The sequence below is a fragment of the Blastococcus sp. TF02A-30 genome (assembly GCF_003319185.1).
Taxonomy (GTDB): domain Bacteria; phylum Actinomycetota; class Actinomycetes; order Mycobacteriales; family Geodermatophilaceae; genus Blastococcus.
Genome location: NZ_QOHJ01000006.1, coordinates 82047 through 107386, shown reverse-complemented (window position 1 = coordinate 107386; position 25340 = coordinate 82047). Strand labels below are relative to the sequence as shown.

Below are 25340 nucleotides of genomic sequence, written 5' to 3'. Positions count from 1 at the left end.
GTTGCCGGGCAGGGCCGGGCGACGGTATCGGGATGATCACTTTTCTCCGCCACGCCAGGCCGACCCGCGGTCGTGACCGGGCGGTGCCGATGCCATGATGACCAGCGTGACAACGGCCCCCGTGGCGAGCAGCACCTTCGACACCTCGCGGGTGCACTCCCTGACCCGACCGAACATGGTCAGCGTCGGCACGATCATCTGGCTCTCGAGCGAGCTGATGTTCTTCGCCGGACTGTTCGCCATGTACTTCACCGCGCGAGCCCGGGCCACCGAGGGGTGGCCGCCGGAGCCGACCGAGCTGAACCTGCCCTACGCCACGGTCTTCACCGTGATCCTGGTTCTGTCCTCGGTGACCTGCCAGTTCGGGGTGTTCGCCGCCGAGCAGGGCAACGTCTACGGCCTCCGGCGCTGGTTCACGATCACCTTCGTGATGGGCCTGGTGTTCGTCGTCGCGCAGATGAACGAGTACCGGGTGCTGGTCACCGAGCACCACACGTCGATCTCGTCGTCGACGTACGGCTCGGTCTTCTACCTGACGACCGGCTTCCACGCGCTGCACGTGATCGGCGGCCTCGTGGCCTTCGTCTACCTGCTCATCCGGTCCACCATGGGCCGTTTCACGCCGGCACAGGCGACCTCGGCGATCGTGGTCTCCTACTACTGGCACTTCGTCGACGTCGTGTGGATCGGGCTCTTCGCCACGATCTACCTGATCCGCTAGGGAACCGGTGTCCACCACGAACCCGCAGTCAGACGCCCCGTCCGACGTCGACGGCGCCACCCCGGTGGCGCGCGCCCGCGCGCGGCGGCGCTCCAAGCAGCGTCGTCGCCTCGGCAACGTCGCCGCGCTCATGGCGGGGCTGATCCTCACCGGCGCGCTCTACTCGGTCTTCAGCCCCGCGCAGGCCGCCCCCGGCGACGAGCAGAGCGAGTCCGCCGCCGAGGCTGCCGGCCGCGAGCTCTACGAGCGCAGCTGCATCACCTGCCACGGCGAGAACCTCGAGGGCGTGCCCAACCGCGGTCCCTCGCTGATCGGCGTCGGCGAGGCAGCCGTCTACTTCCAGGTGCACACCGGCCGCATGCCGCTGGTGCGCCAGGAGGCCCAGGCGCCCGACAAGCCGGCCGTCTTCTCCGACGAGGAGATCGACCAGCTCATGGCCTACGTCCAGGCCAACGGCGGCGGCCCGACCCTGCCGTCCGGCGACCTGCGCGACGGCGACGTCGCCGAGGGTGGCGAGCTGTTCCGGCTCAACTGCTCCTCGTGCCACAACTTCGTCGGCGAGGGCGGCGCGCTCTCGGGCGGCAAGTACGCACCCAGCCTGCAGGACTCCACCGACCTCGAGATCTACACGGCGATGCTGACCGGCCCGGAGAACATGCCGGTGTTCGGTGACAACCAGCTGACGCCCGAGGAGAAGCGCTCGATCATCAGCTACGTGCAGACGATCAAGGAGCAGAGCGACCCGGGCGGCGCCGGGGTGGGCCGCATCGGCCCGGTCGGCGAGGGCCTGGTGATCTGGATCGTCGGCATCGGGATCCTGATGTTCGGGATCTTCTGGATGGGGAGCAAGGCGTGAGCACGCACGACACCCGCCCCGGCTCGGCCGGCGGCGCGGACATCGCCGGACCGCTGCACGGCGGCCCGGACGACGACTACACCCCCGAGCAGCTCGCGGCGATGTCGCGCGAGGAGCTCGACCTCCTCGGCGCGCGCTACGACGGCGTCGAGGTCCTGCACGTCGACCCGGGCCCGGAGCCGGGCTCCCGCCTGGAGAAGCGCGCCGTGCGCCAGGTCGGCTGGACCTGGGCGCTGGCCGGCCTGCTGGCCTTCGCGTTCCTCGTGGTCTACATCGGCTCCGACTGGTTCCTGCCCGACTGGCACTGGGCCGAGAACGACGGCGACACGTGGAGCACGCTGTTCACCCCCCTCCTGGGGCTGACGATGGGCCTGGCGCTCACGCTGGTCGGCGTGGGGCTGGTGCTCTACACCAAGAAGCTCCTGCCGCACGAGACCGCGGTGCAGGACAAGCACGACGGCTCCCACTTCGACCGGGTGACCACCGGCGCGACCCTGACCAGCGGCTACCACAACAGCGGCCTGGCCCGGCGGAAGCTCCTCACCCGCTCGCTGGGCTTCATGGGCGCCGGCGTCGGCGTCATGCTCATCGCCCCGCTCGGCGGTCTGATCAAGAACCCGAACAAGGGCAACCCGCTCGGCCAGACCTCGTGGTCCGAGGGCGTCCGCCTCGTCCGCGACGACGGCAGCCCGATCCGCCCCGGCGACCAGCAGCCCGGCTCGCTGGAGACGGTCTTCCCTGCCGTGCCCGGCGGCAACCGGCAGTCCGACGCCGCGACCATGCTGATCCGCCTCCGCCCCGAGCAGATCGCGCAGGACGCCCCCCGCGAGGGCCAGGAGGACTTCGGCTACGGCGACTACGTCGCATACTCGAAGATCTGCACGCACGCCGGGTGCCCGGTGTCGCTGTACGAGCAGGAGACCAGCCGGATCCTCTGCCCGTGCCACCAGTCGCAGTTCGACGTGACGCAGGGGGCCAAGCCGATCTTCGGCCCGGCCACCCGCTCGCTGCCGCAGCTGCCCATCACCGTGGACGACGAGGGCTTCTTCGTCGCCCGGAGTGACTACATCGAGGCCGTCGGGCCGACCTACTGGAACCGGGAGCGCATCTGATGGCTGCAACTGCCACGGCGCCGGGAACCCCCACCACCAAGATCGGCAAGGCCGCGCTGGAGGTCGACGACCGCCTCGTCGTCGCCGGCTGGACCCGCCGGACGCTGAACAAGGTCTTCCCCGACCACTGGTCGTTCCTGCTCGGGGAGATCGCCCTCTACTCGTTCATCGTCCTGCTGCTCTCGGGCACGTACCTGACGTTCTTCTTCGACGCCTCGATGCGCGAGGTCGTCTACAACGGCTCGTACGCCCCGCTGCGCGGCGTGGAGATGTCCGCGGCCTACGACTCGACGCTGGACCTCAGCTTCGACGTGCGCGGCGGTCTGTTCATGCGCCAGATGCACCACTGGGCGGCGCTGCTGTTCGTCGCCTCGATGGTGTGCCACCTGCTGCGCATCTTCTTCACCGGCGCCTTCCGCCGGCCGCGTGAGACCAACTGGTTCATCGGCGTCACGCTGCTGATCCTGTCGATCCTCGAGGGCTTCGCCGGCTACTCGATGCCCGACGACCTGCTCTCCGGCACCGGCCTGCGGATCATGTCGGCGATCATCCTGTCGATCCCCGTGGTCGGCACCTGGGTCCACTGGGCAGTGTTCGGCGGCGACTACGTGGGCGAGCTGATCGTCGGCCGGCTCTACATCGCCCACGTGCTGCTGATCCCCGCGATCCTGCTCGCGCTGATCGCGGTGCACCTGCTGATCCTGGTCAAGCAGAAGCACACCCAGTTCCCCGGCCCGGGCCGCACCGAGCACAACGTCGTCGGCAACCGCCTCTTCCCGACGTTCGCCGGCAAGGCGACCGGTCTGCTGTTCATCGTGTTCGGCGTCTGCGCCGCGCTCGGTGGTCTGGTGCAGATCAACCCGGTGTGGCTGTGGGGTCCGTACAACCCGGCGCAGGTCTCGTCCGCGTCGCAGCCCGACTGGTACGTCATGTTCCTCGACGGCTCGTCGCGACTGTTCCCCGCGTGGGACCTGAACCTCCCGGGTGACTACACGATCCCCGCGCTGTTCTGGCCGACCGTGCTCATCGCCGGCATCATCTTCACGCTGCTGCTGATGTACCCGGTCATCGAGCGCAAGCTGACCGGCGACACGGCGTCCCACCACCTGCTGCAGCGCCCGCGCGACGTCCCCGTCCGCACGTCGCTGGGCATGATGGCGCTGTCCTTCTACGTCATCCTGCTGATCTCCGGTGGCAACGACGTCGTCGCCGACAAGTTCAACATCAGCCTGAACGCGATGACCTGGATCGGCCGCATCGGCGTGATCGTCGTGCCGCCGCTGGTGTACGTGCTCACCTACCGGATCTGCCTGGGTCTCCAGATGCACGACCGCGAGGTGCTCGAGCACGGCATCGAGACCGGCGTCATCCGGCGCCTGCCGCACGGCGAGTTCATCGAGGTCCACCAGCCGCTCGGCCCGGTCGACGACCACGGCCACGGCCAGCTGGCCTACGGCGGCGCCCCGGTGCCGAAGAAGATGAACCAGATCGGTGCTGCTCGCCGGGCCGTCCGCGGCTTCTTCTCCCCCATCGAGGAGCCGTCGCAGGTGGAGCTCGAGCAGCGCGGCGAGGGCCGTGGTCTCGCGGCGGGAGAGGCCGGCCGCGAGCTGACCTCCTCCGGCCGCCCGGCCGACGGCGGTCGCCCGCAGGAGCCGCGCGACTGACCTCGCGCACAGCGCACGACCAGCAGGGCCCCGGTGGATCCGTCCACCGGGGCCCTGCTGCATGTCCAGGACGTGCCGGCGTCAGCTCCCTGGGCGTTCCTCGCGCTCCCGGGGCCCTGCAGCCCTGGCACCCAACCCACCCCGGGGAGCCTCACCCGGCGGCTCTCACCGTCGGATCAGCGACCTGCGCGCAGGCTCGCCGGCACGGTGGCCGCCGGTGTACGCCGTGGTTCTCGTGCAGGCGCCGGTCGCTGTCGCTGTCCCGCGCAAGCCGGCAGCAGCTCCTCGGCTGCCACGTGGGCCCCTCCCGGGCACCCGAGGCGCGGATGCCGGCGCGGGCAGGTGGTCGACGGTCAGGGGCAGGTGCTCGGCACCGAACCAGGGCCACCACGGCGGGTGGGGCAGCCGGATCCACCCGCCGACGGCCAGCTAGGTCGTGCGCTGGAAGGCCGGACCCCACGAGGCCCCGGTCCGGCCTCGGCCGGCAGCCGTCGCAGCTCCTCGACGGCGAGTGCCGCTGGGCGACCGGCGATCTGCCGGCTGCCGGACGTTCCTCGCGGTCGGCGGGGTAGCGCAGCACCCAGGGAGCGGGAGGAGCACACCCGGGGAGCGCCCCCGGGATGCACGAGGGCCCCTCCCGCAGCGGCGGGAGGGGCCCTCGTGACGTGGTGCCGGGCTCAGCTCTGCGTGGCGTTCTGCCCCACGTAGTACTCGAACAGCAGCCCGCCGATGGTGATCAGCAGCGCGGCGGCCGCGATCAGGATCAGCCAGTAGTAGAAGAACGCGAGCGCGAGGCCCATCAGGCCGGCGGAGAGCGCCAGCGCGAACGGCCAGTAGCTCGCCGGGCTGAAGAAGCCGAGCTCGCCGGCACCGTCGGCCATCTCGGCGTCCTTGCGGTCCTCCGGACGGGCGTCGATGCGCCGCGAGACGAACCAGAAGAACGCGCCGATCATGCCGGTGAGGCCGGCCGACAGCACCAGCGCCGTCGTGCCGATCGGCTCCTTCGCCCACACCCCGTACACGACGGCGGCCGCGACGCAGAACACCGCGATGATGTTGAAGATGATCGACTCGACCTTCACGGTCGCGCCTCCTCGTGCGTCGTGCCCATCGGGTGCCGGCCGACCGGGCGGTCAGCCATTGTTATCCGACTGCTGCTGGTTGACGTTCTTGTCCTGGAAGAGCTCCAGCGGGGTGGTCGTGCTCGAGGTACCGGGCTGGCCGATCTCCTCCAGCGCGTCGTAGGTGTCCAGACCGGACTCGCGGGCCTCGATGTAGGCGTCGTAGTCGTCGCCGGACACCGCGCGGACCTCGAAGTTCATGTACGCGTGGTAGGTCCCGCACAGCTCGGCGCACCGGCCGACGTAGGCACCCTCCTCGCGGACGGTCACCTCGAAGACGTTGTCGCGGCCGTTCTCGTTGCCCGGGATGACGTCGAGCTTGAACAGGAAGTCCGGCACCCAGAACGAGTGGATGACGTCGGCGGAGGCCACCTCGAAGCGGATCGAGCGGTCGACCGGCAGGACCAGGACCGGGATCTCGGTGCTGCTGCCGACCGTGTTCACCGGCTCGCCGTCGGGGCCCTCGGAGTCGGGGTAGACGAACTGCCAGTTCCACTTGAACGCGTTGACCGCGATGGTCTCGTCAGGGTTGTCGCTGCGGTCCAGCACCCGGTTCTGCGTCACCACGGTGAAGAAGAACAGGCCCGCGATGATGATGAACGGCGCGATCGTGTACGCGATCTCCAGCGGCAGGTTGTAGGCCGTCTGCCGCGGGAGCTCGTCCCCGCGCTTCCGGTGGGCGACCATCGAGTAGAAGATCAGGCCCCACACGAGGAAGCCGACGATCAGCGCGGCGATGACCGAACCGGTCCACAGCTCGCGCATGTCGGCGGCCTGGTCGGTCACGCCCTCGGGCCAGCCGAACCGCCAGAACTCGTTGTTGGGCATGTCGCACCCCGTGAGGGTCAACACCCCCAGGAGACCGAGCGCGGCCAGCCGCGCGAGCTTGCTGCCTCGAGCCACTGCTCGCTGCCTCCTCGTCCTCCGTCCGAGGTTCGGACGGTCCTTCCAGCGGGTCGTCCGCCGGGTTCCGGCGCACGGCGTTCCCGCCGATCACAGTGTGGGGCGAGACTATCGGACCGCGCTCGGTGGCCGACCACCGGAGACACCTCGTCGGCGGGTCGCCGCCCGGTGACCGGTGCCGCTCGCGGGGGAACGTGGTTCCCGGGTCCACGGCGGTTAGAGTCGGTGGCGTGTTCTACCGGCTGCTGACCCCGAAGTGGGTGCTCATGCACCTGCTGGTCGCCGCCCTGTTCGTGGCCACGCTGTTCCTCGGGTACTGGCAGCTCACCAAGGCCGAGGACGGCGGGGGCGCGGTCAACTGGAGCTACGCCCTCCAGTGGCCCCTCTACGGGTGCATGGGCCTGTGGTTCTACGTCCGCATGGTGCGCGACGAGCTCAACCGCGACCCCGACGAGGACGAGCCGGGTTCCTCGATCGTGCTGTACCAGCGGCCGCGCATCGACACGACCGGCGATCCCGAGCTCGCCGCCTACAACGCCTACCTGGCGGAGCTGAACGAGCGCGCCCTCGGACAACGGAGCAGCAATGGCCGCTGAGCAGACCGTCCAGGCCCCGGGCCGGGAGATCCCGCCGGCGCTGACCCGGTACCGGGTCATGGCCACGATCGTCGGCGTCCTCCTGGTGCTGCTGTTCTTCGTCGCCGTCCCCCTGCACTACCTCGCCGACATCGACGAGCCCTCGAGCGTCCTGGGCACCGCGCACGGCTGGCTCTACGGCCTGTTCTTCCTGGCGACGGTCGACCTGGCGCTGCGGGCCAAGTGGAGCCTCAAGGGCTTCGCGCTCACGGTGCTCGCCGGGACGGTGCCGGTGCTCTCCTTCTTCGCCGAGCGCCGCGCGACCGCGAAGACGCGCGCCGGCGTCCGCGTCTGACCACCTGACGTCCCACCCCGGGACGCCGACCCCCTGAGGACCTGCGCCTGATGTGTGGCCTGATCGCGTACTTCTCCACCGATGCCGACCGCGTCGACGACGGCACGGTCGCGGCGGTGCGGGCCGCGCAGCACTGCGTGCGCCACCGCGGGCCGGACGAGAACGAGTCGTGGGCCGACGAGCGCGCCGTCTTCGGCTTCAACCGGCTGTCGTTCATCGACATCGAGCACAGCCACCAGCCGATGCCCTACGCCGACGGCCGCTACCGGATCGTCTTCAACGGCGAGATCTACAACTACCTGGAGCTGCGCGAGGAGCTGAAGGCCGCCGGCGCCACCTTCGCCACCGAGGGCGACACCGAGGCGATCGTCGCCGGCTACCACCTGTGGGGCGCCGACGTCGTCCAGCGGCTGCGCGGCATGTTCGCCTTCCTCATCTGGGACACCGAGGAGAGGACCGTCTTCGGCGCCCGGGACCCGTTCGGGATCAAGCCGCTGTTCGTCACCCGGCTGGCCGACGGCGCCGTCGCCTTCAGCTCCGAGAAGAAGGCGCTGCTGGAGATGCTCGGCGGCAGCAAGGCCGCCGGCGGCGTCGACCCCGCGTCGCTCCAGCACTACCTGACGCTGCAGTACGTGCCGGAGCCGGCGACGCTGCACCGCGGCATCCGCCGCATCGAGAGCGGCACCAGCTTCACCGTGGCCGACGGCGAGCTGACCACGCAGCGCTACTTCCACCCCACCTTCCCGGTGCGCCCGGTGGCCGAGGACGAGCAGCAGGCGCTCTACGACCGGATCGCCGACGTCCTCGACGACTCCGTCCGCGTGCACATGCGCGCCGACGTCACGGTGGGGTCGTTCCTCTCCGGCGGCATCGACTCCACCGCCATCGCGGCGCTGGCCAAGCGCTACAACCCCGACCTGCTGACCTTCACCGTCGGCTTCGAGCGCGAGGGCTTCTCCGAGATCGACGTCGCCGCGGAGTCGGCGGCCGCGATCGGCGTCGAGCACATCACCAAGGTGGTGACGCCCGAGGAGTTCGCCGAGTCCATCCCGCTGGTGGTCTGGTACCTCGACGACCCGGTCGCCGACCCGGCGCTGGTGCCGCTCTACTTCGTGGCCCGCGAGGCCCGAAAGCACGTCAAGGTGGTGCTCTCCGGCGAGGGCGCCGACGAGCTGTTCGGCGGCTACAACATCTACCGCGAGCCGCTGTCCCTCGCGGCCTTCGAGAAGCTGCCGACGGGCGTCCGCCGGGCGCTGGGCGCCCTCTCGGCGAAGCTGCCCGACGGTATGCGCGGCAAGGACCTGCTGCGCCGCGGCTCCATCCCGCTCGAGCAGCGGTACTACGGCAACGCCCGGCTCTTCCGCGACGACGAGCTCGGCTTCCTGCGCAGCCGCGACCCCGACCTGTCGCACGTCACGGTCACCCGCGAGCTGTACGAGCGCACCCGCGCCGCCGGCTACGACGACGTCACCGCGATGCAGTACGTGGACCTGTTCACCTGGCTGCGCGGCGACATCCTCGTCAAGGCCGACAAGATGACGATGGCCAACTCGCTCGAGCTGCGGGTGCCCTTCCTGGACCCCGAGGTGTTCCGGGTGGCGGGCACGCTGCCGGTCGACCAGCGGGTGACCAAGGAGACGACGAAGTACGCGCTGCGCCGGGCCCTCGAGCAGATCGTGCCCGCGCACGTGCTGAACCGCCGCAAGCTCGGGTTCCCGGTCCCGACCCGGCACTGGCTGGCCGAGGACCTGCACGACTGGGCCCGTCAGATCATCGAGGACAGCGGCACCGAGGAGTGGCTGGACAAGCAGCAGGTGCTGGCGATGCTCGCCGCGCACCGGCAGAACCAGCGCAACGGCTCCCCGGTCGACTACTCCCGCAAGCTCTGGACGCTGCTGGTCTTCATGGTGTGGCACGGGATCTTCGTCGAGGAGCGGATCACCCCCGAGGTGCCGCAGACGGTCTACCCGGTCCGCCTCTGAGGAACGACGAAGGCCCGGTCCCCGCGGGGGACCGGGCCTTCGCTGCGTTCAGCGGCTGATCAGCTGAAGCTGTCGCCGCAGGCGCACGAACCCGTGGCGTTCGGGTTGTCGATCGTGAAGCCCTGCTTCTCGATGCTGTCGACGAAGTCGATGACCGCACCACCGAGGTAGGGACCGCTCATCCGGTCGACGATGACCTCGACGCCGCCGAACTCGTAGGTCTGGTCACCGTCGAGGAAGCGCTCGTCGAAGAAGAGCTGGTACCGCAGGCCCGAGCAGCCGCCGGGCTGGACGGCGATGCGGAGCCGCAGGTCGTCGCGCCCCTCCTGGTCCAGCAGCGCCTTCACCTTCGAGGCGGCCGGCTCGCTGAGCACGACGCCGGTGGCGCCGGGGGCGGTCGAGGTGTCCTGCACCGTCATGTTGAGAGTCCTCCTCCATCAGGGGTCCGCTGCGCACTCCTGCCGCGGACCAACACCGCCGTGGCGGAGCCTGTTCCACTGTACGGCGCCGATCCGAGCATCCGAAGGCTCCGCCGCGGTCCACGTAGACTCCGGAGCCGTGAAGCTCCGCCTGCCCGGCCGCCGCGACCGCGCCGAGACGACCGATGCGACGACCCCCGACACCGCCGGGGAGCTGTCGGCCGAGCTGGCGCGCACGTCGGGCAAGGGACGCCCCACCCCCAAGCGCAGCGAGGCGCAGGGCCGCCGCCCCGGTCCCCCTCCCCCGCCGCCCACCACGCGCAAGGAGGCCTACCGCCGGATGCGCGACCAGCAGGCCGCCCGGCGCAGCGAGGCCCGCCTGGGTGCCGCCCGCGGTGACGACTCCTACCTGCCGGCGCGCGACCGCGGCCCGGTGCGCAAGCTGGTCCGCGACGTCGTCGACTCGCGGCGCAACATCGGCAGCTGGTTCCTGGTCGTCGCGCTGGTGGCGCTGGTCGGCACCTTCGCCGGCGACCCGATGATCACCGCGTACGCCACCACGGTGCTCATGGGCTACCTGCTCCTGCTCGTCGTCGACTCGGTGGTGCTGAGCCGCAAGATCAAGAAGGCGCTCACCCGCTTCCCCGCGGGGACCGAGAAGACGCGCGGCGCGGTCTGGTACGGCATCAGCCGGTCCACGATGGTCCGCCGCTGGCGCTTCCCCAAGCCCGAGGTCGAGCTCGGCGCGCAGGTCTGACCGGGCTCGGTGGAGGTCACCCTCCTCGGTACCGGCGCGGCCGACGGCTGGCCGAATCCGTGGTGCACCTGCGCCTCGTGCGCTGACGCACGCCGCCGGGGCGATCAGCGCCGGCAGACCTCGGCGCTGGTCGACGGCGTCCTGCTGCTCGACCTGAGCCCCGCGCTGCCGCCGGTCGACGTCCCGCTCACCGACGTCGCCACCGTGCTGGTGACGCACGCCCACCCGGACCACTGCGCACCCTTCGCGCTGCTCTGGCGGCAGTGGGTGCGCCGCGGGCAGCCGCTCACCGTCGCCGGACCCGCCGGGGCGCTCGACGAGTGCCGTCCGTGGGTGGCGCCCGACGACCCCGTCGCCTTCGTGGAGCTCACCCCCGGCGACGAGCGGGTCCTCGGCGGCTACCGCGTGCGCGCGCTGGCCGCCGAGCACGAGGTGCCGACGCTGCTCTACGACGTCACCGGTCCGGACGGCGGCCGGCTCCTGCACGCCACCGACACCGGGCCGCTGCTCCCGGAGACCCTGGAGCGGGTCCGCGGCGCCGGGTTCGACGTCGTCCTGCTCGAGGAGACCTTCGGCGACCACCTCGCCCACGGCACCGCGCACCTGGACCTGGCCGGCTTCCCCGTCGAGCTGGACCGGCTGCGCGACGTGGGGGCGGTGACCGCGGCCACCGACGTCGTCGCGGTCCACCTGAGCCACCACAACCCGCCGCTGGCCGAGCTGGAGCTGCGGCTGGGCGCGCTGGGGGCACGTGTCGTCCCGGACGGGACGACGATCCCCGCGGGGGCCCGGCGCGCGGCGCTCCCCCGGGGCGCCTAACGTCGCCGAACGTGGAATTCCGACGCCTCGGCCGCTCCGGCCTGACCATCTCCGAGATCGCCTACGGCAACTGGCTGACCCACGGCAGCCAGGTCGAGGAGGACGCCGCCCACGCCTGCGTGCGCGCGGCCCTCGACGCCGGCATCACCACCTTCGACACCGCCGACGTCTACGCGGGGACCAAGGCCGAGTCGGTGCTCGGCCGGGCGCTGACCGGCCAGCGCCGTGAGGGCCTGGAGATCTTCACCAAGGTCTACTGGCCGACCGGCCCCGGCCGCAACGACCGCGGGCTGTCCCGCAAGCACATCATCGAGAGCTGCCACGCCTCGCTGAAGCGGCTGCAGACCGACTACGTCGACCTGTACCAGGCGCACCGCTACGACCCGACCGTGCCGCTCGAGGAGACGATGACCGCCTTCGCCGACCTGGTGCGGCAGGGCAAGGTCCTCTACATCGGCGTCTCGGAGTGGCGGGCCGACGAGATCGCCGCCGGCGCGGCGCTGGCCCGCGAGCTCGGCATCCAGCTGATCAGCAACCAGCCGCAGTACTCGATGCTGTGGCGGGTGATCGAGGACGAGGTCGTGCCCACCTCCGAGAAGGAGGGGCTCGGTCAGATCGTCTGGTCGCCGCTCGCGCAGGGCGTGCTCACCGGGAAGTACCTGCCCGGGCAGCAGCCGCCCGCCGACAGCCGCGGCGGGCACGCCGAGGTCGGCGGCTCGATGCGCGGGTTCCTCAAGGACGAGATCCTCACGCGGGTCCAGGACCTCGTGCCGATCGCCGGCGACCTGGGCCTGTCGATGGCGCAGCTGGCCGTGGCCTGGGTGCTGCAGAACCCGAACGTCGCCGCGGCCATCATCGGCGCGAGCCGGCCCGAGCAGGTCCACGACAACGTCAAGGCCGCCGGGGTGGAGCTCGACGCCGACGTCCTGCGGCGGATCGACGAGGTGCTCGGCGACGTCGTCGAGCGCGATCCCGCCAAGACCCAGCGCGGCTGACAGCGGACCCGGTGGGCCTGGCGGCCTAGGGCGCCGCCAGGCCCATCGGGCCGTAGACCTCGCGGTCGTCCTCGAAGAGGGTCACCGCGTGCACGCCGCGGTCGAGCAGGTCGCGCCAGTTCTCCCCGAGCCACGACTCGGCGTCGCCCTGGTTGTCGGCCGGGGGCACCTCCACCCCGAGGGACGACGGCTCGACGGCCGCTCCGGCCGGGTCCTCCAGGCGCCAGTGCCAGCTCATGGCGCGAGGCTAGCGCCCCGGTTCCCGCACTGTGATCATCCCGCCGGTTTCCGCTCCTCCCGCCCGGGCATGGAGGTTCCTCGACTGCGTCCGAGCGGAGGACCCATGACCGCAGCACCACCACCGCCCGCGACGGGCGGCGCCACCCGGGCGACCGCGCCCGCCGATCCGGGCAACGCCTCGACCGGTGAGCTGATCACCCGGCTGACCGAGCAGATCAGCACCCTCGTCCGCGACGAGGCGCGGCTGGCCCAGGCGGAGGTCACCCAGAAGGCCAAGCGCCTCGGCATCGGCGCCGGCCTGTTCGGCGGGGCCGGGCTGTTCGCCTTCCTCGGGCTGGCCACGCTGGTCGCCACCGCCGTCCTGGCCCTGGCCGAGGCGCTGCCCGCCTGGGCCGCGGCCCTCGTCGTGGCGGTCGTCCTCCTGGCGGTGGCCGGCGTCCTCGCCCTCGTCGGGAAGCAGGACGTGCAGAAGGCGACGCCGCCGGTGCCCACCGAGGCGATCGCCGGTGTGCAGGCCGACATCGCCACGGTCAAGCAGGGGCTGTCCCGGTGACGGCGTCCGGCTCCTCCGCGCAGAACGGCTCCCCCGCCCAGAACGGCTCCGGCGACGTCGACGCCCTCCGTGCCGAGATCGACGCCACCCGCGCCGAGCTCGGGCGCACCGTCGACGAGCTGAGCGCCCGGCTCGACGTCCCGGCGCGGGCCAGGGAGCGGGTGGCCCGGACCCGGGACACCGCCGTCGAGACCTACCGCGAGAGCCCACCCGTCGTGATCGGCGCCGGGGTCGCCCTGGTCGGGCTGGTCCTCGGGCTGATGATGTGGCGGCGGAAGCGGGCGGCGCGGGTCGCCCCGAGGAGGAGGAAGTCGTGAGCAAGGGAGCCAAGCTCGCCTACCGGCCGATCGGCCTGATCGCCGGTCTCGTGGCGGGGTCGCTGAGCGGCATCGTCTTCAAGCAGGTCTGGAAGGCCATCGCGGACGAGGACGACGCCCCCGGCGCGCTGCAGAGCGAGTACCGGATGCGCGAGGTCGTGCTGGCCGCGGCCATCCAGGGCGCGATCTTCGCCGCCACGAAGGCGGCCATCGACCGCGCCGGCGCCCGCGGCTTCACCAAGCTCACCGGGACCTGGCCGGGCGACTGAGCGAGGGCCCTCCTGCCCCCACCGCTCGCACGCCCGCGGCGGACCCGTGCAGGAGGGCCGACCGTCGTCACCTTCCATGGCAGAGGAGCTGCAGTGAGCGGCACACGGCAGCGCGAGAGCGCCGTCGACCGGATCCGCGAGCGGGTCGAGGAGAAGGCTGCCCGCCGGGCGGCAGCGGCGAAGGCAGCAGCCGAGGGGCGCACCGCTGGGGAGGCCGACCGCCTGCCGGCGGGTGCGCCCACGCCGGACCGGCTGCCCGGGATCGACGCCGCCTCGCCGCTGCAGATCCCGGCGCGGGGATGGAAGCAGGTGATCAAGCGCGCCTGGGCCGAGAACAACGCCGACAACATGCCGATCATCGCCGGCGGGGTGGCGTTCTTCGGGTTCCTGGCCGTCTTCCCGGCACTCATCGCGCTCATCTCCATCTACGGCCTCGTCTCCTCACCGGAGGACGCCGCGCGGCAGGTGGAGGAGGTCACCGCCGGGCTGCCCGAAGCCGCCCAGGACCTGATCGAGGAGCAGGTGACGGCGGTGACGGAGAACGCCGGCGGCGCCCTCACGCTGAGCCTGATCATCTCCATCGTCGCCGCCCTGTGGAGCGCCTCGGGAGGCGTGAACAACCTGGTGAAGGCGGTGAACATCGCCTACGACGAGGTGGAGACGCGCAACTTCCTCAAGCTCCGGGCGCTGTCCCTGGCGCTCACCCTCGGCGCGATCGTGTTCGTCGTCCTCACGATCGGCCTGGTCGCCGTCCTCCCGGTCGTGCTCGACGCGCTGCCGCTGGGCGGCTTCGGCACCGTGCTGGCCGAGATCGCCCGCTGGGCGGCGCTGCTCGCGGTCGTGGCCGGTTCCCTCGCCGTCCTCTACCGCGTGGCACCCGACCGGGACGCGCCGCGCCTCCGCTGGGTGAGCCTCGGGTCGGTCGTCGTCACCGTCGTCTGGGCGCTGGTCAGCCTGGGGTTCACGATCTACGTGAACAACTTCGGCTCCTACGACAAGACCTACGGGGCCATCGCCGGTGTCATCGTCCTGATGCTGTGGCTGTACCTGACCTGCTACCTGGTGCTGCTCGGCGCGGAGATCAACTCCGAGGCCGAGCACCAGACGGGCGAGGACACCACCGACGGACCGCCGATGCCGATGGGCGAGCGGGATGCCGTGAAGGCCGACACGTTGCCGGCCAAGCCGGAGCCGGAGAAGGGCGACAGCGACCCCACGCGCAAGAACGCGCCCTGACCGGTCGCCGTCCTCATCGCACGTGCGAGGGCACGAACGGCGGCTTCACCACCTGCACGGCCTGCGGGCGGCCCCGGACGTCGACGACGAGCTCGGCGCCCTCCTCGACCCCGGCCGCGCTGTCGAGCAGGGCCAGTGCGATGCCGGTCTTCAGCGTGGGCGAGAACGTGCCGCTGGTGGTCTCGCCCACCCGCTCGCCGGCGCCGTCCAGGACCGCCATCCCGGGCCGCGGGATCCCCCGGCCGGTGGCCCGCAGCCCCCACAGCAGCCGGGCGGGGCCGGCCTCCCGCTCGGCGAGCAGCGCCTCGCGGCCCCAGAACGCCGGCTTCTTCCACCCGACCGCCCAGCCGGCCCGCGCCTGCACCGGCGAGATGTCGGGTGAGAGCTCGTGCCCGTGCAGCGGGTAGCCCATCTCGGTCCGCAGCGTGTCCCGCGCCCCCAGACCGCACGGCCGGATGCCGAGGTCCTGGCCCGCCTCGAGCAGCGCGTCCCACAGCTCGGCCGCGTGCTCCGCGGCGATGAGCACCTCGTACCCGTGCTCGCCGGTGTAGCCGGTGCGGCAGACCGTGACCTCCGTGCCACCGGCGCCCGTCCCGGTCACGAAGGACATGTAGGACAACTCCCCCGGCAGCCCGAGCAGCTCCAGCACCTGCAGCGAGCGCGGGCCCTGCACCGCCAGGACGGCGACCTGCTCGTGCCGGTTCTCGACGACGACCCCGGCCGGGGCCTGCGCCTCGAGCCGGCCGAGCACCTCGGCGGCGTTGGCCGCGTTGGGGACGAGGAGCACGTCGTCGGGGCCGTGCAGGTAGACGATCAGGTCGTCGACCACCCCGCCGGCACGCGGCTCGCCGTCTGGCAGGCAGCACAGCGTGTACTGCGCCTGGCCGGGTCCGATCCGGCCCAGGTCGTTGGTCAGGCAGGCGTTGACGAACTCCGCCGCGCCGGGGCCGCGCACCGTGCCGGTCCCCAGGTGGGAGACGTCGAACAGGCCGACACCCTCGCGGACGGCGGTGTGCTCGGCGAGCACCCCGCCCCCGGCGTACTCGATCGGCATCGACCAGCCGCTGAAGTCGGCGAGCTTGGCACCGGCGGCGACGTGCCGGTCGTGCAACGGGGAGGTCAGCGGGCTCACCCGGTGCACGGTAGTGCGTCGGTACGGGATGGAACGGCCATGTCGCAGGGACCCGGCGCGAGCGGAGCGAGTGCTGGGGGGCGACGGGGTCCTTCTAGGATCGGGCGGTGCCGCCGACGATCTCCGCCACCGACCAGCCCCTCGAGAAGCTCTCCGCCGACGCCGTCGTGGTCGCCGTCGGGAAGGGCCCCGACGGTCCCCTCCCGACGCCCGGAGCCGAGGCCGTCGACCGGCTGCTCGGTGGCCGGCTCCTCCCCGCGCTGGCCGACCTCGGCGCCCGCGGTGGCGAGGACGAGATCACCCGCCTGCCCTCCTTCGGGCAGGGCCCGTTCCCCGTCGTCGCCGTCGCCGGCCTCGGTGCGCCCGACGCGACCGGTGGGTACGCCCCCGAGGCCGTCCGCCGCGCCGCCGGTGCGGCCAGCCGGGCGCTGCGTGGCCGGCGCTCGGTCGTGACCCTGCTGGCCGCGGTGGGGGGCACGCCCGACGCCGAGCGGCTGCACGCCGTGGGCGAGGGCTCGCTGCTCGGCGCCTACGAGTTCACCGCCTACAAGTCCGACCTCCCGGCCGACCGGCCGGCCCCGCCGCAGGAGTTCACCGTCGTCGCCCCCGACGCCGGGCAGGCCGAGACCGCGCTGCGCCGGGTGCGCGCCGTCGCCGACGCCGTCGCCCTGGTGCGCGACCTGGTGAACACCCCGCCGAACGACCTCTTCCCGGCCGAGCTGGCCGCCCGCGGCGCGGCCGCCGGCGAGAAGCTGGGCCTGGCCGCCGAGATCCTCGACGAGGACGCGCTGGCCGCCGGCGGCTACGGCGGCATCCTGGCCGTCGGCTCGGGCTCCACCCGCAAGCCGCGGCTGCTGCGCCTGACCTACAGCGGCGCCGGGGCGACGAAGAAGATCGCGCTGGTCGGCAAGGGCATCACCTTCGACAGCGGCGGCATCTCGATCAAGCCCGCCGCGAAGATGGAGGACATGAAGAGCGACATGGCCGGTGCCGCGGCCGTGATCGCCACCGTGTGCCTCGTCGCGCAGCTGGGTCTGCCGGTGGAGGTCACCGCCACCGTCCCCATGGCCGAGAACCTGCCCAGCGGCAGCGCCTACCGCCCGGCCGACGTGGTCACCTTCCGCAACGGCAAGAAGGCCGAGATCACCAACACCGACGCCGAGGGCCGCGTGGTGCTGGCCGACGCGATCGCCCGTGCCGCGGAGGACAAGCCGGACGCGCTGCTGGAGACCTCCACGCTCACCGGCGCGCAGATGGTGGCGCTCGGTTCACGCACCGCCGGCGTCATGGGCTCCGACGACCTGCGCGACGCCGTCATCGCGGCCAGCAAGCGCAGCGGCGAGTCCATGTGGCCGATGCCGCTGCCGCCGGAGCTGCGCAAGGGCCTGGACTCGACGGTGGCCGACTTCGTCAACGCCAACACCGACCGGATGGGCGGCATGCTCGTGGGCGGCCACTTCCTGGCGGAGTTCGTGCCGTCGGGCCTGCCGTGGGCGCACATCGACATCGCCGGCCCGAGCTACAACACCGGCGCGCCGTTCGGCTACACCGTCAAGGGCGGCACCGGCGTGCCCGTGCGCACCCTGCTCGCCACGATCGAGGCCCTCATCGCCGGCTGACCCGGCCGGAGGCCGACGTGACGGGATGGAACGGCCACCGGCAGGGGCCCGCGGCGAGCTAGCGAGTCGTGGGGGGCCGGTGGTCCTTCGACCAGTCGCGCATGCGCTGGGGGTAGCCGGTCACCTGGGCGTCGTAGACCGGGATGCCGAGGTCGCGCTGCAGCCGACGGGCGACGTCGGGCCCGTCGATGCGCCGGCGGGTCCACTCGCCGTCGGCCGCGACGAGCACGATCGTGGTCTCCGTGACCGCCGTCCGCGGCTCGACGTAGCCCTCGACACCCCGGCGGCTGGCGGCGAACTGCTCGAGGTGGCGGAGGTCGCCGCGTGCGAGCCGCGGTCGAGGGTTCCCCGGCGCGCCGGGGCGCCGCGGCCCCGCAACCGGTCGAACAGCCCCATCTGCCTGCTCCCGTCTCCGCCGTCGCCCGGGGTGTGATCACCGCGACGCTCGGGAAGGCCAACGGGGCTCCCGGCCGCACCGTTCCCGGAGTGGCAGGATGAGCAGCGACGCCCGTTCCCAGCGGGAGAGCACAGAGCATCGAGGAGCACCCGTGAGCGCACCCCAGTCCCCCGCCGACCTGGTCATCCTCGGTGGTGGCTCGGGTGGCTACGCCGCTGCCTTCCGCGCGTCGGAGCTCGGCCTGAACGTCGTCCTCATCGAGAAGGACAAGGTCGGCGGCACCTGCCTGCACCGCGGCTGCATCCCGACCAAGGCGCTGCTGCACGCCGGCGAGGTGGCCGACCTGGCCCGCGAGGGCGAGCAGTTCGGCGTCAAGACGTCGCTGGCCGGCATCGACATGGACGGCGTCAACAGCTACAAGGACGGCGTCATCTCCAAGCTCTACAAGGGCCTGCAGGGCCTGGTGAAGGCTCGCAAGATCACCTACGTCGAGGGCGAGGGGCGGCTCACCTCGCCGACCACCGTCGAGGTGAACGGGCAGACCTACGAGGGCAAGCACGTCCTGCTGGCCACCGGTTCCTACGCCCGCAGCCTGCCGGGCCTGGAGATCGACGGCACCCGGGTCATCACCAGCGACCACGCGCTCAACCTCGACCGCGTCCCGAGCTCGGCGATCATCCTCGGCGGCGGCGTCATCGGCTGCGAGTTCGCCAGCGCCTGGAAGTCCTTCGGCGTCGACGTCACCATCATCGAGGCCCTCCCCCACCTCGTCCCGCTCGAGGACGAGTCCTCCTCCAAGCTGCTGGAGCGCGCGTTCCGCCGCCGCAAGATCGGCTTCGAGCTGGGCAGCCGTTTCTCCGGCGTCCAGGGCACCGAGAACGGCGTCAAGGTCTCGCTCGAGAACGGCAAGGAGTTCGAGGCCGAGCTGCTGCTCGTCGCCGTCGGCCGCGGCCCGGTCAGCTCGGGCCTGGGCTACGAGGAGGCCGGGGTGCAGATGGACCGCGGCTACGTCCTCGTCGACGAGTACTGCCGGACCAGCGTCCCCACCATCTCCGCCGTCGGCGACCTCATCCCGACGCTGCAGCTGGCCCACGTGGGCTTCGCCGAGGGCATCCTCGTCGCCGAGCGGGTGGCCGGCCTGGAGCCGGCGCCGATCGACTACGCCGGCGTCCCGCGGATCACCTACTCCGACCCGGAGGTCGCCTCGGTCGGTCTCACCGAGCCGCAGGCCAAGGAGCGGTTCGGTGACGTGACCACGCTGACCTACGACCTCGCCGGCAACGGCCGCAGCCAGATCCTCAAGACCACCGGCGCGGTGAAGCTGATCAAGTCCCCCGAGGGGCCGGTCGTCGGCATCCACATGGTCGGCAGCCGGGTCGGCGAGCTCATCGCCGAGGCCCAGCTCATCTACAACTGGGAGGCCGAGGCCGACGACGTCGCCAGCCTCATCCACCCGCACCCGACGCAGAGCGAGGCGCTCGGCGAGGCGCACCTGGCGCTGGCCGGCAAGCCGCTCCACGTGCACGGCTGATCCGCACACCGATCCTCTCCCCCACCCACAGCGCCAGAAGGAGCACCGCCCCGATGCCGACCTCCGTCACCATGCCCGCCCTGGGCGAGAGCGTCACCGAGGGCACGGTCACCCGATGGCTCAAGCAGGAGGGTGAGCAGGTCGAGGCCGACGAGCCCCTCCTCGAGGTCTCGACCGACAAGGTCGACACCGAGATCCCCTCGCCGGCGTCGGGCGTGCTGACCAAGATCCTGGTCGCCGAGGACGAGACCGTCGACGTCGGCGCGGAGCTCGCCGTCATCGGTGGGGACGGCGACGGCGGCGCGCCGGCGCAGGACAGCCCGCCGGCCTCCGCCGAGGACGCCGACACCACGCCGCAGACCCCTGACCAGCAGGTCGAGGACGCCGCCCCCGAACCGCAGCAGGAGGAGCAGCCCGCCCCGGCACCCTCCTCCGGCGGCGCAGCCGGCTCCGGCGGTGGCGAGGGCACCCCGGTGACCATGCCGGCGCTCGGCGAGAGCGTCACCGAGGGCACCGTCACCCGCTGGCTCAAGGCCGTCGGTGACGAGGTCAGCGCGGACGAGCCCCTCCTCGAGGTCTCGACCGACAAGGTCGACACCGAGATCCCGTCGCCGGTCAGCGGCACGCTGCTCGAGATCACGGTCAACGAGGACGAGACCGTCGACGTCGGGGCGCAGCTCGCGCTCATCGGCACCGGCGCGGCCGGCGGCGGCTCCCCGGCCCCGGCGCCCGCGCCGCAGCAGGAGGCACCGCAGCAGGAGGCCCCGAAGGAGGCCCCGAAGGAGGAGCCGCAGGCCGCGCCCGAGGCGAAGCCGGCCGCGCCCGCGAGCTCCACGGCGCAGCCCGGTGGCGACTACGGCGCCAGCGGCGCGCAGCCCAGCCAGTCCCCCACCGACGCCCCGCCGCCGCAGGTGGCACCGCAGGCACCGGCTGCCCAGGCGCCGGCCGGTGACGGCGGCGGCCAGTACGTCACCCCGCTGGTGCGCCGCCTGGCCGCCGAGCGCGGTGTCGACCTCGGCTCCGTGACCGGCACCGGTGTCGGCGGCCGGATCCGCAAGCAGGACGTCCTCGCCGCGGCCGAGAAGCCCGCCCCGGCCCCGGCCCCGGCGGCGTCGGCCCGCTCCTCGCGGACGCCGTCCCCGGCGGCCACGCCCGACACCTCGGTGCGCGGGCGCACGGAGAAGCTGACCCGGCTGCGGGCCACCATCGCCCGCCGGATGGTGGAGTCGCTGCAGATCAGCGCGCAGCTGACCACCGTCGTCGAAGCCGACATCACCCGCATCGCGAACCTGCGGCAGCGGGCGAAGGGCGACTTCGAGGCGCGCGAGGGGGTCAAGCTCTCCTTCCTGCCCTTCTTCGCGAAGGCGGCGGTCGAGGCCCTGAAGCAGCACCCGTCGGTGAACTCCTCCATCGACCAGGAGGCCGGCACGGTCACCTACCACGACGCCGAGAACCTGGGCATCGCGGTGGACACGGAGCGCGGGCTGCTGGTGCCGGTCATCCACGAGGCCGGTGACCTGAGCCTCGGCGGGATCGCCCGCAAGATCGCCGACCTGGCCGAGCGCACCCGGACGAACAAGATCACCCCGGACGAGCTCGGTGGCGGCACCTTCACGCTGACCAACACCGGCAGCCGCGGTGCGCTGTTCGACACCCCGATCATCAACCAGCCGCAGGTGGCGATCCTGGGCACCGGTTCGGTGGTCAAGCGCCCGGTCGTCGTCAACGACCCGGAGCTCGGCGAGGTCATCGCCGTCCGGTCGATGGTCTACCTGGCCCTCACCTACGACCACCGCATCGTCGACGGCGCGGACGCCGCCCGCTTCCTCACCACGGTGAAGGAGCGGCTGGAAGCCGGCCAGTTCGAGGGCGAGCTCGGACTCGCCTAGCAGTTCCTCGATCGGGGCCCCGGCATCGCGCCGGGGCCCCGGTCCGTTCCGGGGGGATCGAGGAGGAAGCGTGAAGATCGCCGTGTCCGGTGCCTCCGGGCTCATCGGCCAGGCACTGCTCGAGGCCCTGCGCGCCGACGGGCACGAGGTGCTCCAGCTCGTGCGCCGCACCCCGCGCACCGCCGAGGAGCACCGGTGGGACCCGCAGCACCGGCGCATCGACCCGGCGCTGCTGGCCGACGTCGACGCGGCGGTCAACCTGGCCGGAGCACCGATCCGCCCCCGCCCCTTCACCCGGCGCTACCGGCAGCAGCTGGTCACCAGCCGGCTGGACACCACGACGACGATCAGCGAGGGCCTGGCCGCCGCGCAGACCGCCGACCCGTCGCGCCGGCGTGTGCTCGTGAACGCGTCCGGCATCGGTTACTACGGCGACACCGGGAACGCGCTGATCCGCGAGGACGCTCCTCCGGGCGATGACTTCCTGGCCCGGCTCTGCGTCCGCTGGGAGGAGGCGACCGCTCCTGCCGAGCAGGCCGGGGTGCGCGTGGTCCGGCTGCGGACGGGTCTGGTCCTGGGCCCGGACGCGATGCTGGTCAAGGTGCTCGGCCTGGTGTTCCGGCTGGGTCTCGGGGGCCGGCTGGGCAGCGGCGACCAGTACTGGCCGTGGATCAGCCTCCGGGACGAGGTCGGCGCCATCCGCCATCTCCTCACCTCCGACGTCTCGGGTCCGGTGAACCTCACCGCACCCGAGCCGGTCACGAACGCCGAGTTCACCCGGCAGCTGGGCCGGGTGCTGCACCGGCCCACCCCGCTGCCCGTCCCCGGGTTCGCCGTCTCGGCCGGCCTGGGCGAGTTCGGGCGGGCCAGCGTGATCGGTGGCCAGCGGGCGGTCCCCGCGGCGCTGCTCGACTCGGGCTACCGGTTCGAGGTGACCCGGCTCGAGGACGCCCTGCGCGAGGCGCTGCGGAAGGACTGAGCCGCTCAGCCCGTCCGGGTCACCGACTCGATCCGCCACCCCTGCGGCGTGCGGACCACGACCGCGGCGACGTCGGCGTCCGGCCGCCCGGCCCCGGCGCGCACCACGGCGCCGTCGGCCGCCACCACCTCGTACGCCGGCCACCCGTCCCGGAAGCGGAGCTCGGCCCGCTGCGGGTCGAGGGAGGCGACCGCGACGGCGCCGACCCGAGGGCGGAAACCGTCCAGCACCTGCCCGGCGCCGGCGAGCGCGGCGACCAGCTGCTCGTCCTCGGTGCGCTGCGGCGCGCCCGGTGCCCAGACCAGGTCCAGCGGCTCGGCGGTCGCGGTCGAGAAGGCCTCGACGCGGCGCGCGTACAGCTCCGTCAGCAGCGCGGTCCAGTCCGCCGCGGTGACCGGCTCGGCGGGCGCCCCGGGGCTCTCGGCCGCATCGGCCGGGGCCGGTGACGTGGCCGCCGCGACGCTGGCCGCCGCGGGTCCGGGCGGCCGCTGACCGCCGTCGGCCCACCGCAGCCCGAGCCAGCCCGTGGCGACCAGCACCGCGAGGACCGCCACGGCGGTCGCTGCGCGCCGCGGGACGCGGGAGCGCAGGTCGCCCAGCGCGTCCCACCAGCGACCGGCCGGGCTCCGCCGCTCCACCACGACCGGCGCCGGGCGGGGACGACGGCCGGGCACGACGTGGGTCAGCTCCGTGCGCGGATCGGGCCTCCCCCCGGACCGGCCGGTGGCCGACAGCTCCACGGGTTCGGGCCGGCAGGCGTGCCGGAGGTCCAGCGCGAACGCGGCGGCCGAGCCCCGGGTGTGCGGATCTGCCGACAGCCCGCGCTCGACCACCCGCAGCAGCTCCGGTGGCGCCTCGGGCGCCAGCTCGGCGAGGTCGGGCAGCCACCCGTGCGCCGCCACGGCGAGGATGTCGGCCGGGGTGGCCGCGTTCCAGGGCGCGATGCCGGTGAGCGCGTGGAAGGCCGCGGCGGCGACGCCGAAGACGTCGGACGCCGGACCGGGCGCCCCGCCCCGCGCCACGGTCGGGTCGACGTACGCCGGGGTGACGGCGGCGGCGGCCGTCTCGCCGATCACGCGGGCGACGCCGAGGTCGGTGAGCACCGGCCGCCCCTCGCCGGTGAACACGACATTCCCGGGCGACAGGTCCCCGTGGACGACGCCGTGGGCGTGCGTGTGCGCCAGCGCGGCGGCGACCGGCGCGAACGCCGTGACCACCTCACCCGGCCGCAGCCGCCCGCGGCGGGCCAGCAGGTCGGCCAGGCTGCCGCCCTCGAGCAGCTCCAGCACCAGCGCCACGCGGGCCGCTCCCCCGCGCCGCGGCTGGTGGACCACCTCGAGCAACCGCACCAGGTGCGGGTGGTCGAGCTCGCCGAGCAGCGCCGCCTCGCGGGCCTGCCCCTGCGGGTCGCCCTCGACGAGCACCTTGACCGCCACCGGCGGGCCCCCGCGCCGGGGCGCCGCGCGCCACACCTCGCCGGAGCCGCCGCGACCCAGCCGCTCCTCCAGCACGTAGCCGGGGACGGCGGGCGGCGCGGGGACCTGCTCGGCAGCGGGCATGGGGGCACGCTAGGCGGGATCGCCCACCGCCCGTCGCGGTTGTCCACAGGTGGCCGGCGCCCCCGCTGGCTAGGTTGGAGCCGTGACGATGCCGGCCCGTGCGGAGGTCGTGGTGGTCGGCGCCGGCCTGGCCGGGCTCTCGGCCGCCACCCGGCTGGCCGACGCCGGGTGCGACGTCCACGTCGTGGAGGCCGCCGGGCACGCCGGTGGCCGGTTGACCACCGACCGGGTCGACGGGTTCGTCGTCGACCGCGGCTTCCAGGTGCTCAACACCGGCTACCCGCGGGCCGCGGACCTCGACCTGGCCGCCCTCGACCTCGGCTGGTTCCTGACCGGGGCCCGCGTGTGGTCCGGGAACTGCGCGCACCGGGTCGTCGACCCGCGCAGCCGTCCCTGGTCCCTGCCCGCCACCGCGGCCGCGCCGATCGGCGGCCTCCGCGAGAAGGCGGCCCTGGCCGCGTTCTCGCTGCGCGCCGGCTACCTGCCCGTCGACCGGCTGCTGGCCGCTCCGGAGCGCACCGCCGAGCAGGCGCTGCGGCGGGCCGGCGCCACGGGCGCGTCGCTCGAGCGCTTCCTCCGCCCGTTCCTCTCCGGCGTGCTCCTGGAGGACCGGCTGGAGACGTCCAGCCGCTACCTCGATCTCCTGTGGCGCAGCTTCGTCCGGGGCCGGATCGGGCTGCCGGCCCACGGCATGCAGGCCGTCGGCGAGCAGCTCGCCGACCGGCTGCCCGCCGGCGCCCTGCACCTGGACTGCCGGGTCACCGACGTCGTCGCCGGCAGGGTCCGGACCGACGCCGGGACGATCGCCGCGGACGCGGTCGTCGTGGCCACGGACCCGGCGACGGCGGCCCGGCTGCTGCCGTCCGTGGACGCCTCCGCGCCGCGCCAGGTCACCACCCACCTGCACGTGCTGCCCGGCTCGCCCTGGGACGAGCCGCTGCTGGTGCTCGGCCGGCCGGGCGGCAGCGTGGTGAACAGCGCCGTCCTCACCGACGCGCAACCCCGGTACGGCCCCGACGGCCGGGCGCTCGTCGCCAGCTCGACGCTGGCGCCGACCCGCGAGGCCGACGTCCGGGAGGAGGTGGCCCGGGCGCACGGCGTCGCCACCACCGACCTGGAGCACCTGACCAGCGTGACGGTGACCGGCGCCCAGCCGGCCGCCGTGCCGCCGCTGCGGCTGCGCCGGCCCGTCGACCTGGGTGAGGGCGTGTTCGTCTGCGGCGACCACCGCGACACCCCCTCCATCCAGGGCGCCATGGCCAGCGGCGCGCGCGCCGCCCGGGCCGTGCTGGCGCGGTTGCGGCCCGACGCGACCGCCCCACGGGCATAGGCTGGGCGGC

The 25340-nt window shown here is 73.1% G+C and carries 26 protein-coding genes; 19 read left to right on the top strand and 7 right to left on the bottom strand.

Annotation, left to right across the window (positions count from 1 at the left end; genetic code table 11):
* Nucleotides 1–97 precede the first annotated feature (97 nt).
* The 4 genes from DQ241_RS14450 to DQ241_RS14435 are packed head-to-tail and all read left to right on the top strand — an operon-like array spanning nucleotide 98 to nucleotide 4353.
* A complete protein-coding gene (locus tag DQ241_RS14450) occupies nucleotides 98–721 on the top strand; it encodes a heme-copper oxidase subunit III (RefSeq protein WP_199584569.1) in 624 nt (207 codons plus the stop codon).
* A gap of 7 nt (nucleotides 722–728) precedes the next feature.
* Nucleotides 729–1577, top strand: a complete 849-nt coding sequence (locus DQ241_RS14445) for a cytochrome c (protein WP_199584567.1) — start codon at nucleotides 729–731, stop codon at nucleotides 1575–1577.
* Nucleotides 1574–2689 carry a ubiquinol-cytochrome c reductase iron-sulfur subunit gene (locus DQ241_RS14440; protein ID WP_113830901.1) on the top strand — a complete coding sequence of 372 codons (1116 nt, stop codon included), beginning with the start codon at nucleotides 1574–1576 and terminating at the stop codon, nucleotides 2687–2689. Before DQ241_RS14445 ends, DQ241_RS14440 begins: the two co-directional genes overlap by 4 nt.
* On the top strand, nucleotides 2689–4353 hold the full coding sequence (locus DQ241_RS14435; RefSeq protein ID WP_113830900.1) for a cytochrome bc complex cytochrome b subunit: 1665 nt from the start codon (nucleotides 2689–2691) through the stop codon (nucleotides 4351–4353). Before DQ241_RS14440 ends, DQ241_RS14435 begins: the two co-directional genes overlap by 1 nt.
* 677 nt (nucleotides 4354–5030) lie before the next feature.
* On the opposite strand, the gene DQ241_RS14430 is transcribed toward DQ241_RS14435, so the two are convergent.
* Together DQ241_RS14430 and coxB are read right to left on the bottom strand one after the other, a co-directional pair.
* Nucleotides 5031–5435, bottom strand: coding sequence for a cytochrome c oxidase subunit 4 (locus DQ241_RS14430; RefSeq protein ID WP_113830899.1), 405 nt, complete (start codon nucleotides 5433–5435; stop codon nucleotides 5031–5033).
* A 51-nt stretch (nucleotides 5436–5486) separates the two neighbouring features.
* The gene (coxB, locus tag DQ241_RS14425; protein WP_199584566.1) at nucleotides 5487–6377 is read right to left on the bottom strand and encodes a cytochrome c oxidase subunit II; all 891 of its coding nucleotides are present in this window, start codon (nucleotides 6375–6377) and stop codon (nucleotides 5487–5489) included.
* Nucleotides 6378–6607: 230 nt separating this feature from the next.
* On the opposite strand from coxB, the gene DQ241_RS14420 reads away from it, so the two are divergent.
* The 3 genes from DQ241_RS14420 to asnB are packed head-to-tail and all read left to right on the top strand — an operon-like array spanning nucleotide 6608 to nucleotide 9289.
* Entirely contained in the window at nucleotides 6608–6973 is a 366-nt protein-coding gene (locus DQ241_RS14420; RefSeq protein WP_113830898.1) for a metalloprotease, read from the top strand.
* Entirely contained in the window at nucleotides 6963–7307 is a 345-nt protein-coding gene (locus tag DQ241_RS14415; protein ID WP_199584565.1) for a DUF3817 domain-containing protein, read from the top strand. The genes DQ241_RS14420 and DQ241_RS14415 overlap by 11 nt, the downstream gene beginning before the upstream one ends.
* Before the next feature lie 50 nt (nucleotides 7308–7357).
* Nucleotides 7358–9289 (top strand): asparagine synthase (glutamine-hydrolyzing), encoded by a 1932-nt coding sequence (gene asnB / locus DQ241_RS14410; protein WP_113830897.1) that lies wholly within the window; start codon nucleotides 7358–7360, stop codon nucleotides 9287–9289.
* A gap of 59 nt (nucleotides 9290–9348) precedes the next feature.
* Here the strand turns inward: asnB and DQ241_RS14405 are convergent, their stop codons facing one another.
* Nucleotides 9349–9708 carry an iron-sulfur cluster assembly accessory protein gene (locus DQ241_RS14405; protein ID WP_113830896.1) on the bottom strand — a complete coding sequence of 120 codons (360 nt, stop codon included), beginning with the start codon at nucleotides 9706–9708 and terminating at the stop codon, nucleotides 9349–9351.
* A gap of 139 nt (nucleotides 9709–9847) precedes the next feature.
* On the opposite strand from DQ241_RS14405, the gene DQ241_RS14400 reads away from it, so the two are divergent.
* Genes DQ241_RS14400 through DQ241_RS14390 form a run of 3 tightly spaced genes read left to right on the top strand, consistent with a single transcriptional unit; the run spans nucleotide 9848 to nucleotide 12279 of the window.
* A complete protein-coding gene (locus tag DQ241_RS14400) occupies nucleotides 9848–10465 on the top strand; it encodes a DUF3043 domain-containing protein (RefSeq protein ID WP_113830895.1) in 618 nt (205 codons plus the stop codon).
* Between the two features lie 9 nt (nucleotides 10466–10474).
* On the top strand, nucleotides 10475–11284 hold the full coding sequence (locus tag DQ241_RS14395) for an MBL fold metallo-hydrolase (RefSeq protein WP_113830894.1): 810 nt from the start codon (nucleotides 10475–10477) through the stop codon (nucleotides 11282–11284).
* A gap of 11 nt (nucleotides 11285–11295) precedes the next feature.
* Nucleotides 11296–12279 (top strand): aldo/keto reductase family protein, encoded by a 984-nt coding sequence (locus DQ241_RS14390; RefSeq protein ID WP_113830893.1) that lies wholly within the window; start codon nucleotides 11296–11298, stop codon nucleotides 12277–12279.
* 25 nt (nucleotides 12280–12304) lie between these two features.
* On the opposite strand, the gene DQ241_RS14385 is transcribed toward DQ241_RS14390, so the two are convergent.
* The gene (locus DQ241_RS14385; RefSeq protein WP_113830892.1) at nucleotides 12305–12517 is read right to left on the bottom strand and encodes a hypothetical protein; all 213 of its coding nucleotides are present in this window, start codon (nucleotides 12515–12517) and stop codon (nucleotides 12305–12307) included.
* A gap of 105 nt (nucleotides 12518–12622) precedes the next feature.
* Between DQ241_RS14385 and DQ241_RS14380 the strand changes: the two genes are divergently transcribed.
* From DQ241_RS14380 to DQ241_RS14365, 4 genes are all read left to right on the top strand, one after another.
* Nucleotides 12623–13072: a phage holin family protein gene (locus tag DQ241_RS14380; RefSeq protein ID WP_113830891.1), complete on the top strand. Its 450-nt coding sequence runs from the start codon at nucleotides 12623–12625 to the stop codon at nucleotides 13070–13072.
* Nucleotides 13069–13389, top strand: a complete 321-nt coding sequence (locus DQ241_RS14375; RefSeq protein ID WP_113830890.1) for a DUF3618 domain-containing protein — start codon at nucleotides 13069–13071, stop codon at nucleotides 13387–13389. Before DQ241_RS14380 ends, DQ241_RS14375 begins: the two co-directional genes overlap by 4 nt.
* A complete protein-coding gene (locus DQ241_RS14370; protein WP_113830889.1) occupies nucleotides 13386–13658 on the top strand; it encodes a DUF4235 domain-containing protein in 273 nt (90 codons plus the stop codon). Before DQ241_RS14375 ends, DQ241_RS14370 begins: the two co-directional genes overlap by 4 nt.
* Nucleotides 13659–13751: 93 nt before the next feature.
* The gene (locus DQ241_RS14365) at nucleotides 13752–14894 is read left to right on the top strand and encodes a YihY/virulence factor BrkB family protein (protein ID WP_113830888.1); all 1143 of its coding nucleotides are present in this window, start codon (nucleotides 13752–13754) and stop codon (nucleotides 14892–14894) included.
* 13 nt (nucleotides 14895–14907) lie between these two features.
* On the opposite strand, the gene gcvT is transcribed toward DQ241_RS14365, so the two are convergent.
* Nucleotides 14908–16026, bottom strand: coding sequence for a glycine cleavage system aminomethyltransferase GcvT (gene gcvT, locus DQ241_RS14360; protein ID WP_113830887.1), 1119 nt, complete (start codon nucleotides 16024–16026; stop codon nucleotides 14908–14910).
* Nucleotides 16027–16133: 107 nt separating this feature from the next.
* Here gcvT and DQ241_RS14355 point away from each other — a divergent pair, with 107 nt between their 5' ends.
* Nucleotides 16134–17645, top strand: coding sequence for a leucyl aminopeptidase (locus tag DQ241_RS14355; protein ID WP_113830886.1), 1512 nt, complete (start codon nucleotides 16134–16136; stop codon nucleotides 17643–17645).
* Between the two features lie 58 nt (nucleotides 17646–17703).
* On the opposite strand, the gene DQ241_RS21120 is transcribed toward DQ241_RS14355, so the two are convergent.
* Nucleotides 17704–17874, bottom strand: a complete 171-nt coding sequence (locus tag DQ241_RS21120) for a hypothetical protein (RefSeq protein ID WP_233492444.1) — start codon at nucleotides 17872–17874, stop codon at nucleotides 17704–17706.
* Between the two features lie 319 nt (nucleotides 17875–18193).
* On the opposite strand from DQ241_RS21120, the gene lpdA reads away from it, so the two are divergent.
* The 3 genes from lpdA to DQ241_RS14335 all read left to right on the top strand — a co-directional run bounded on the left by lpdA (nucleotide 18194) and on the right by DQ241_RS14335 (nucleotide 22441).
* Complete coding sequence (gene lpdA / locus DQ241_RS14345) at nucleotides 18194–19573, top strand: dihydrolipoyl dehydrogenase (RefSeq protein WP_113830885.1); 1380 nt, start codon at nucleotides 18194–18196, stop codon at nucleotides 19571–19573.
* 53 nt (nucleotides 19574–19626) lie between these two features.
* Nucleotides 19627–21462, top strand: coding sequence for a 2-oxoglutarate dehydrogenase, E2 component, dihydrolipoamide succinyltransferase (gene sucB, locus DQ241_RS14340; protein WP_113830884.1), 1836 nt, complete (start codon nucleotides 19627–19629; stop codon nucleotides 21460–21462).
* A gap of 70 nt (nucleotides 21463–21532) precedes the next feature.
* Nucleotides 21533–22441, top strand: a complete 909-nt coding sequence (locus DQ241_RS14335) for a TIGR01777 family oxidoreductase (RefSeq protein WP_113830883.1) — start codon at nucleotides 21533–21535, stop codon at nucleotides 22439–22441.
* A gap of 5 nt (nucleotides 22442–22446) precedes the next feature.
* Here DQ241_RS14335 and DQ241_RS14330 read toward each other — a convergent pair whose 3' ends face one another.
* Nucleotides 22447–24000 (bottom strand): serine/threonine-protein kinase, encoded by a 1554-nt coding sequence (locus DQ241_RS14330; protein WP_113830882.1) that lies wholly within the window; start codon nucleotides 23998–24000, stop codon nucleotides 22447–22449.
* 88 nt (nucleotides 24001–24088) lie between these two features.
* On the opposite strand from DQ241_RS14330, the gene DQ241_RS14325 reads away from it, so the two are divergent.
* Entirely contained in the window at nucleotides 24089–25330 is a 1242-nt protein-coding gene (locus DQ241_RS14325) for an NAD(P)/FAD-dependent oxidoreductase (RefSeq protein ID WP_113831179.1), read from the top strand.
* The last annotated feature ends 10 nt before the right edge of the window (nucleotides 25331–25340 follow it).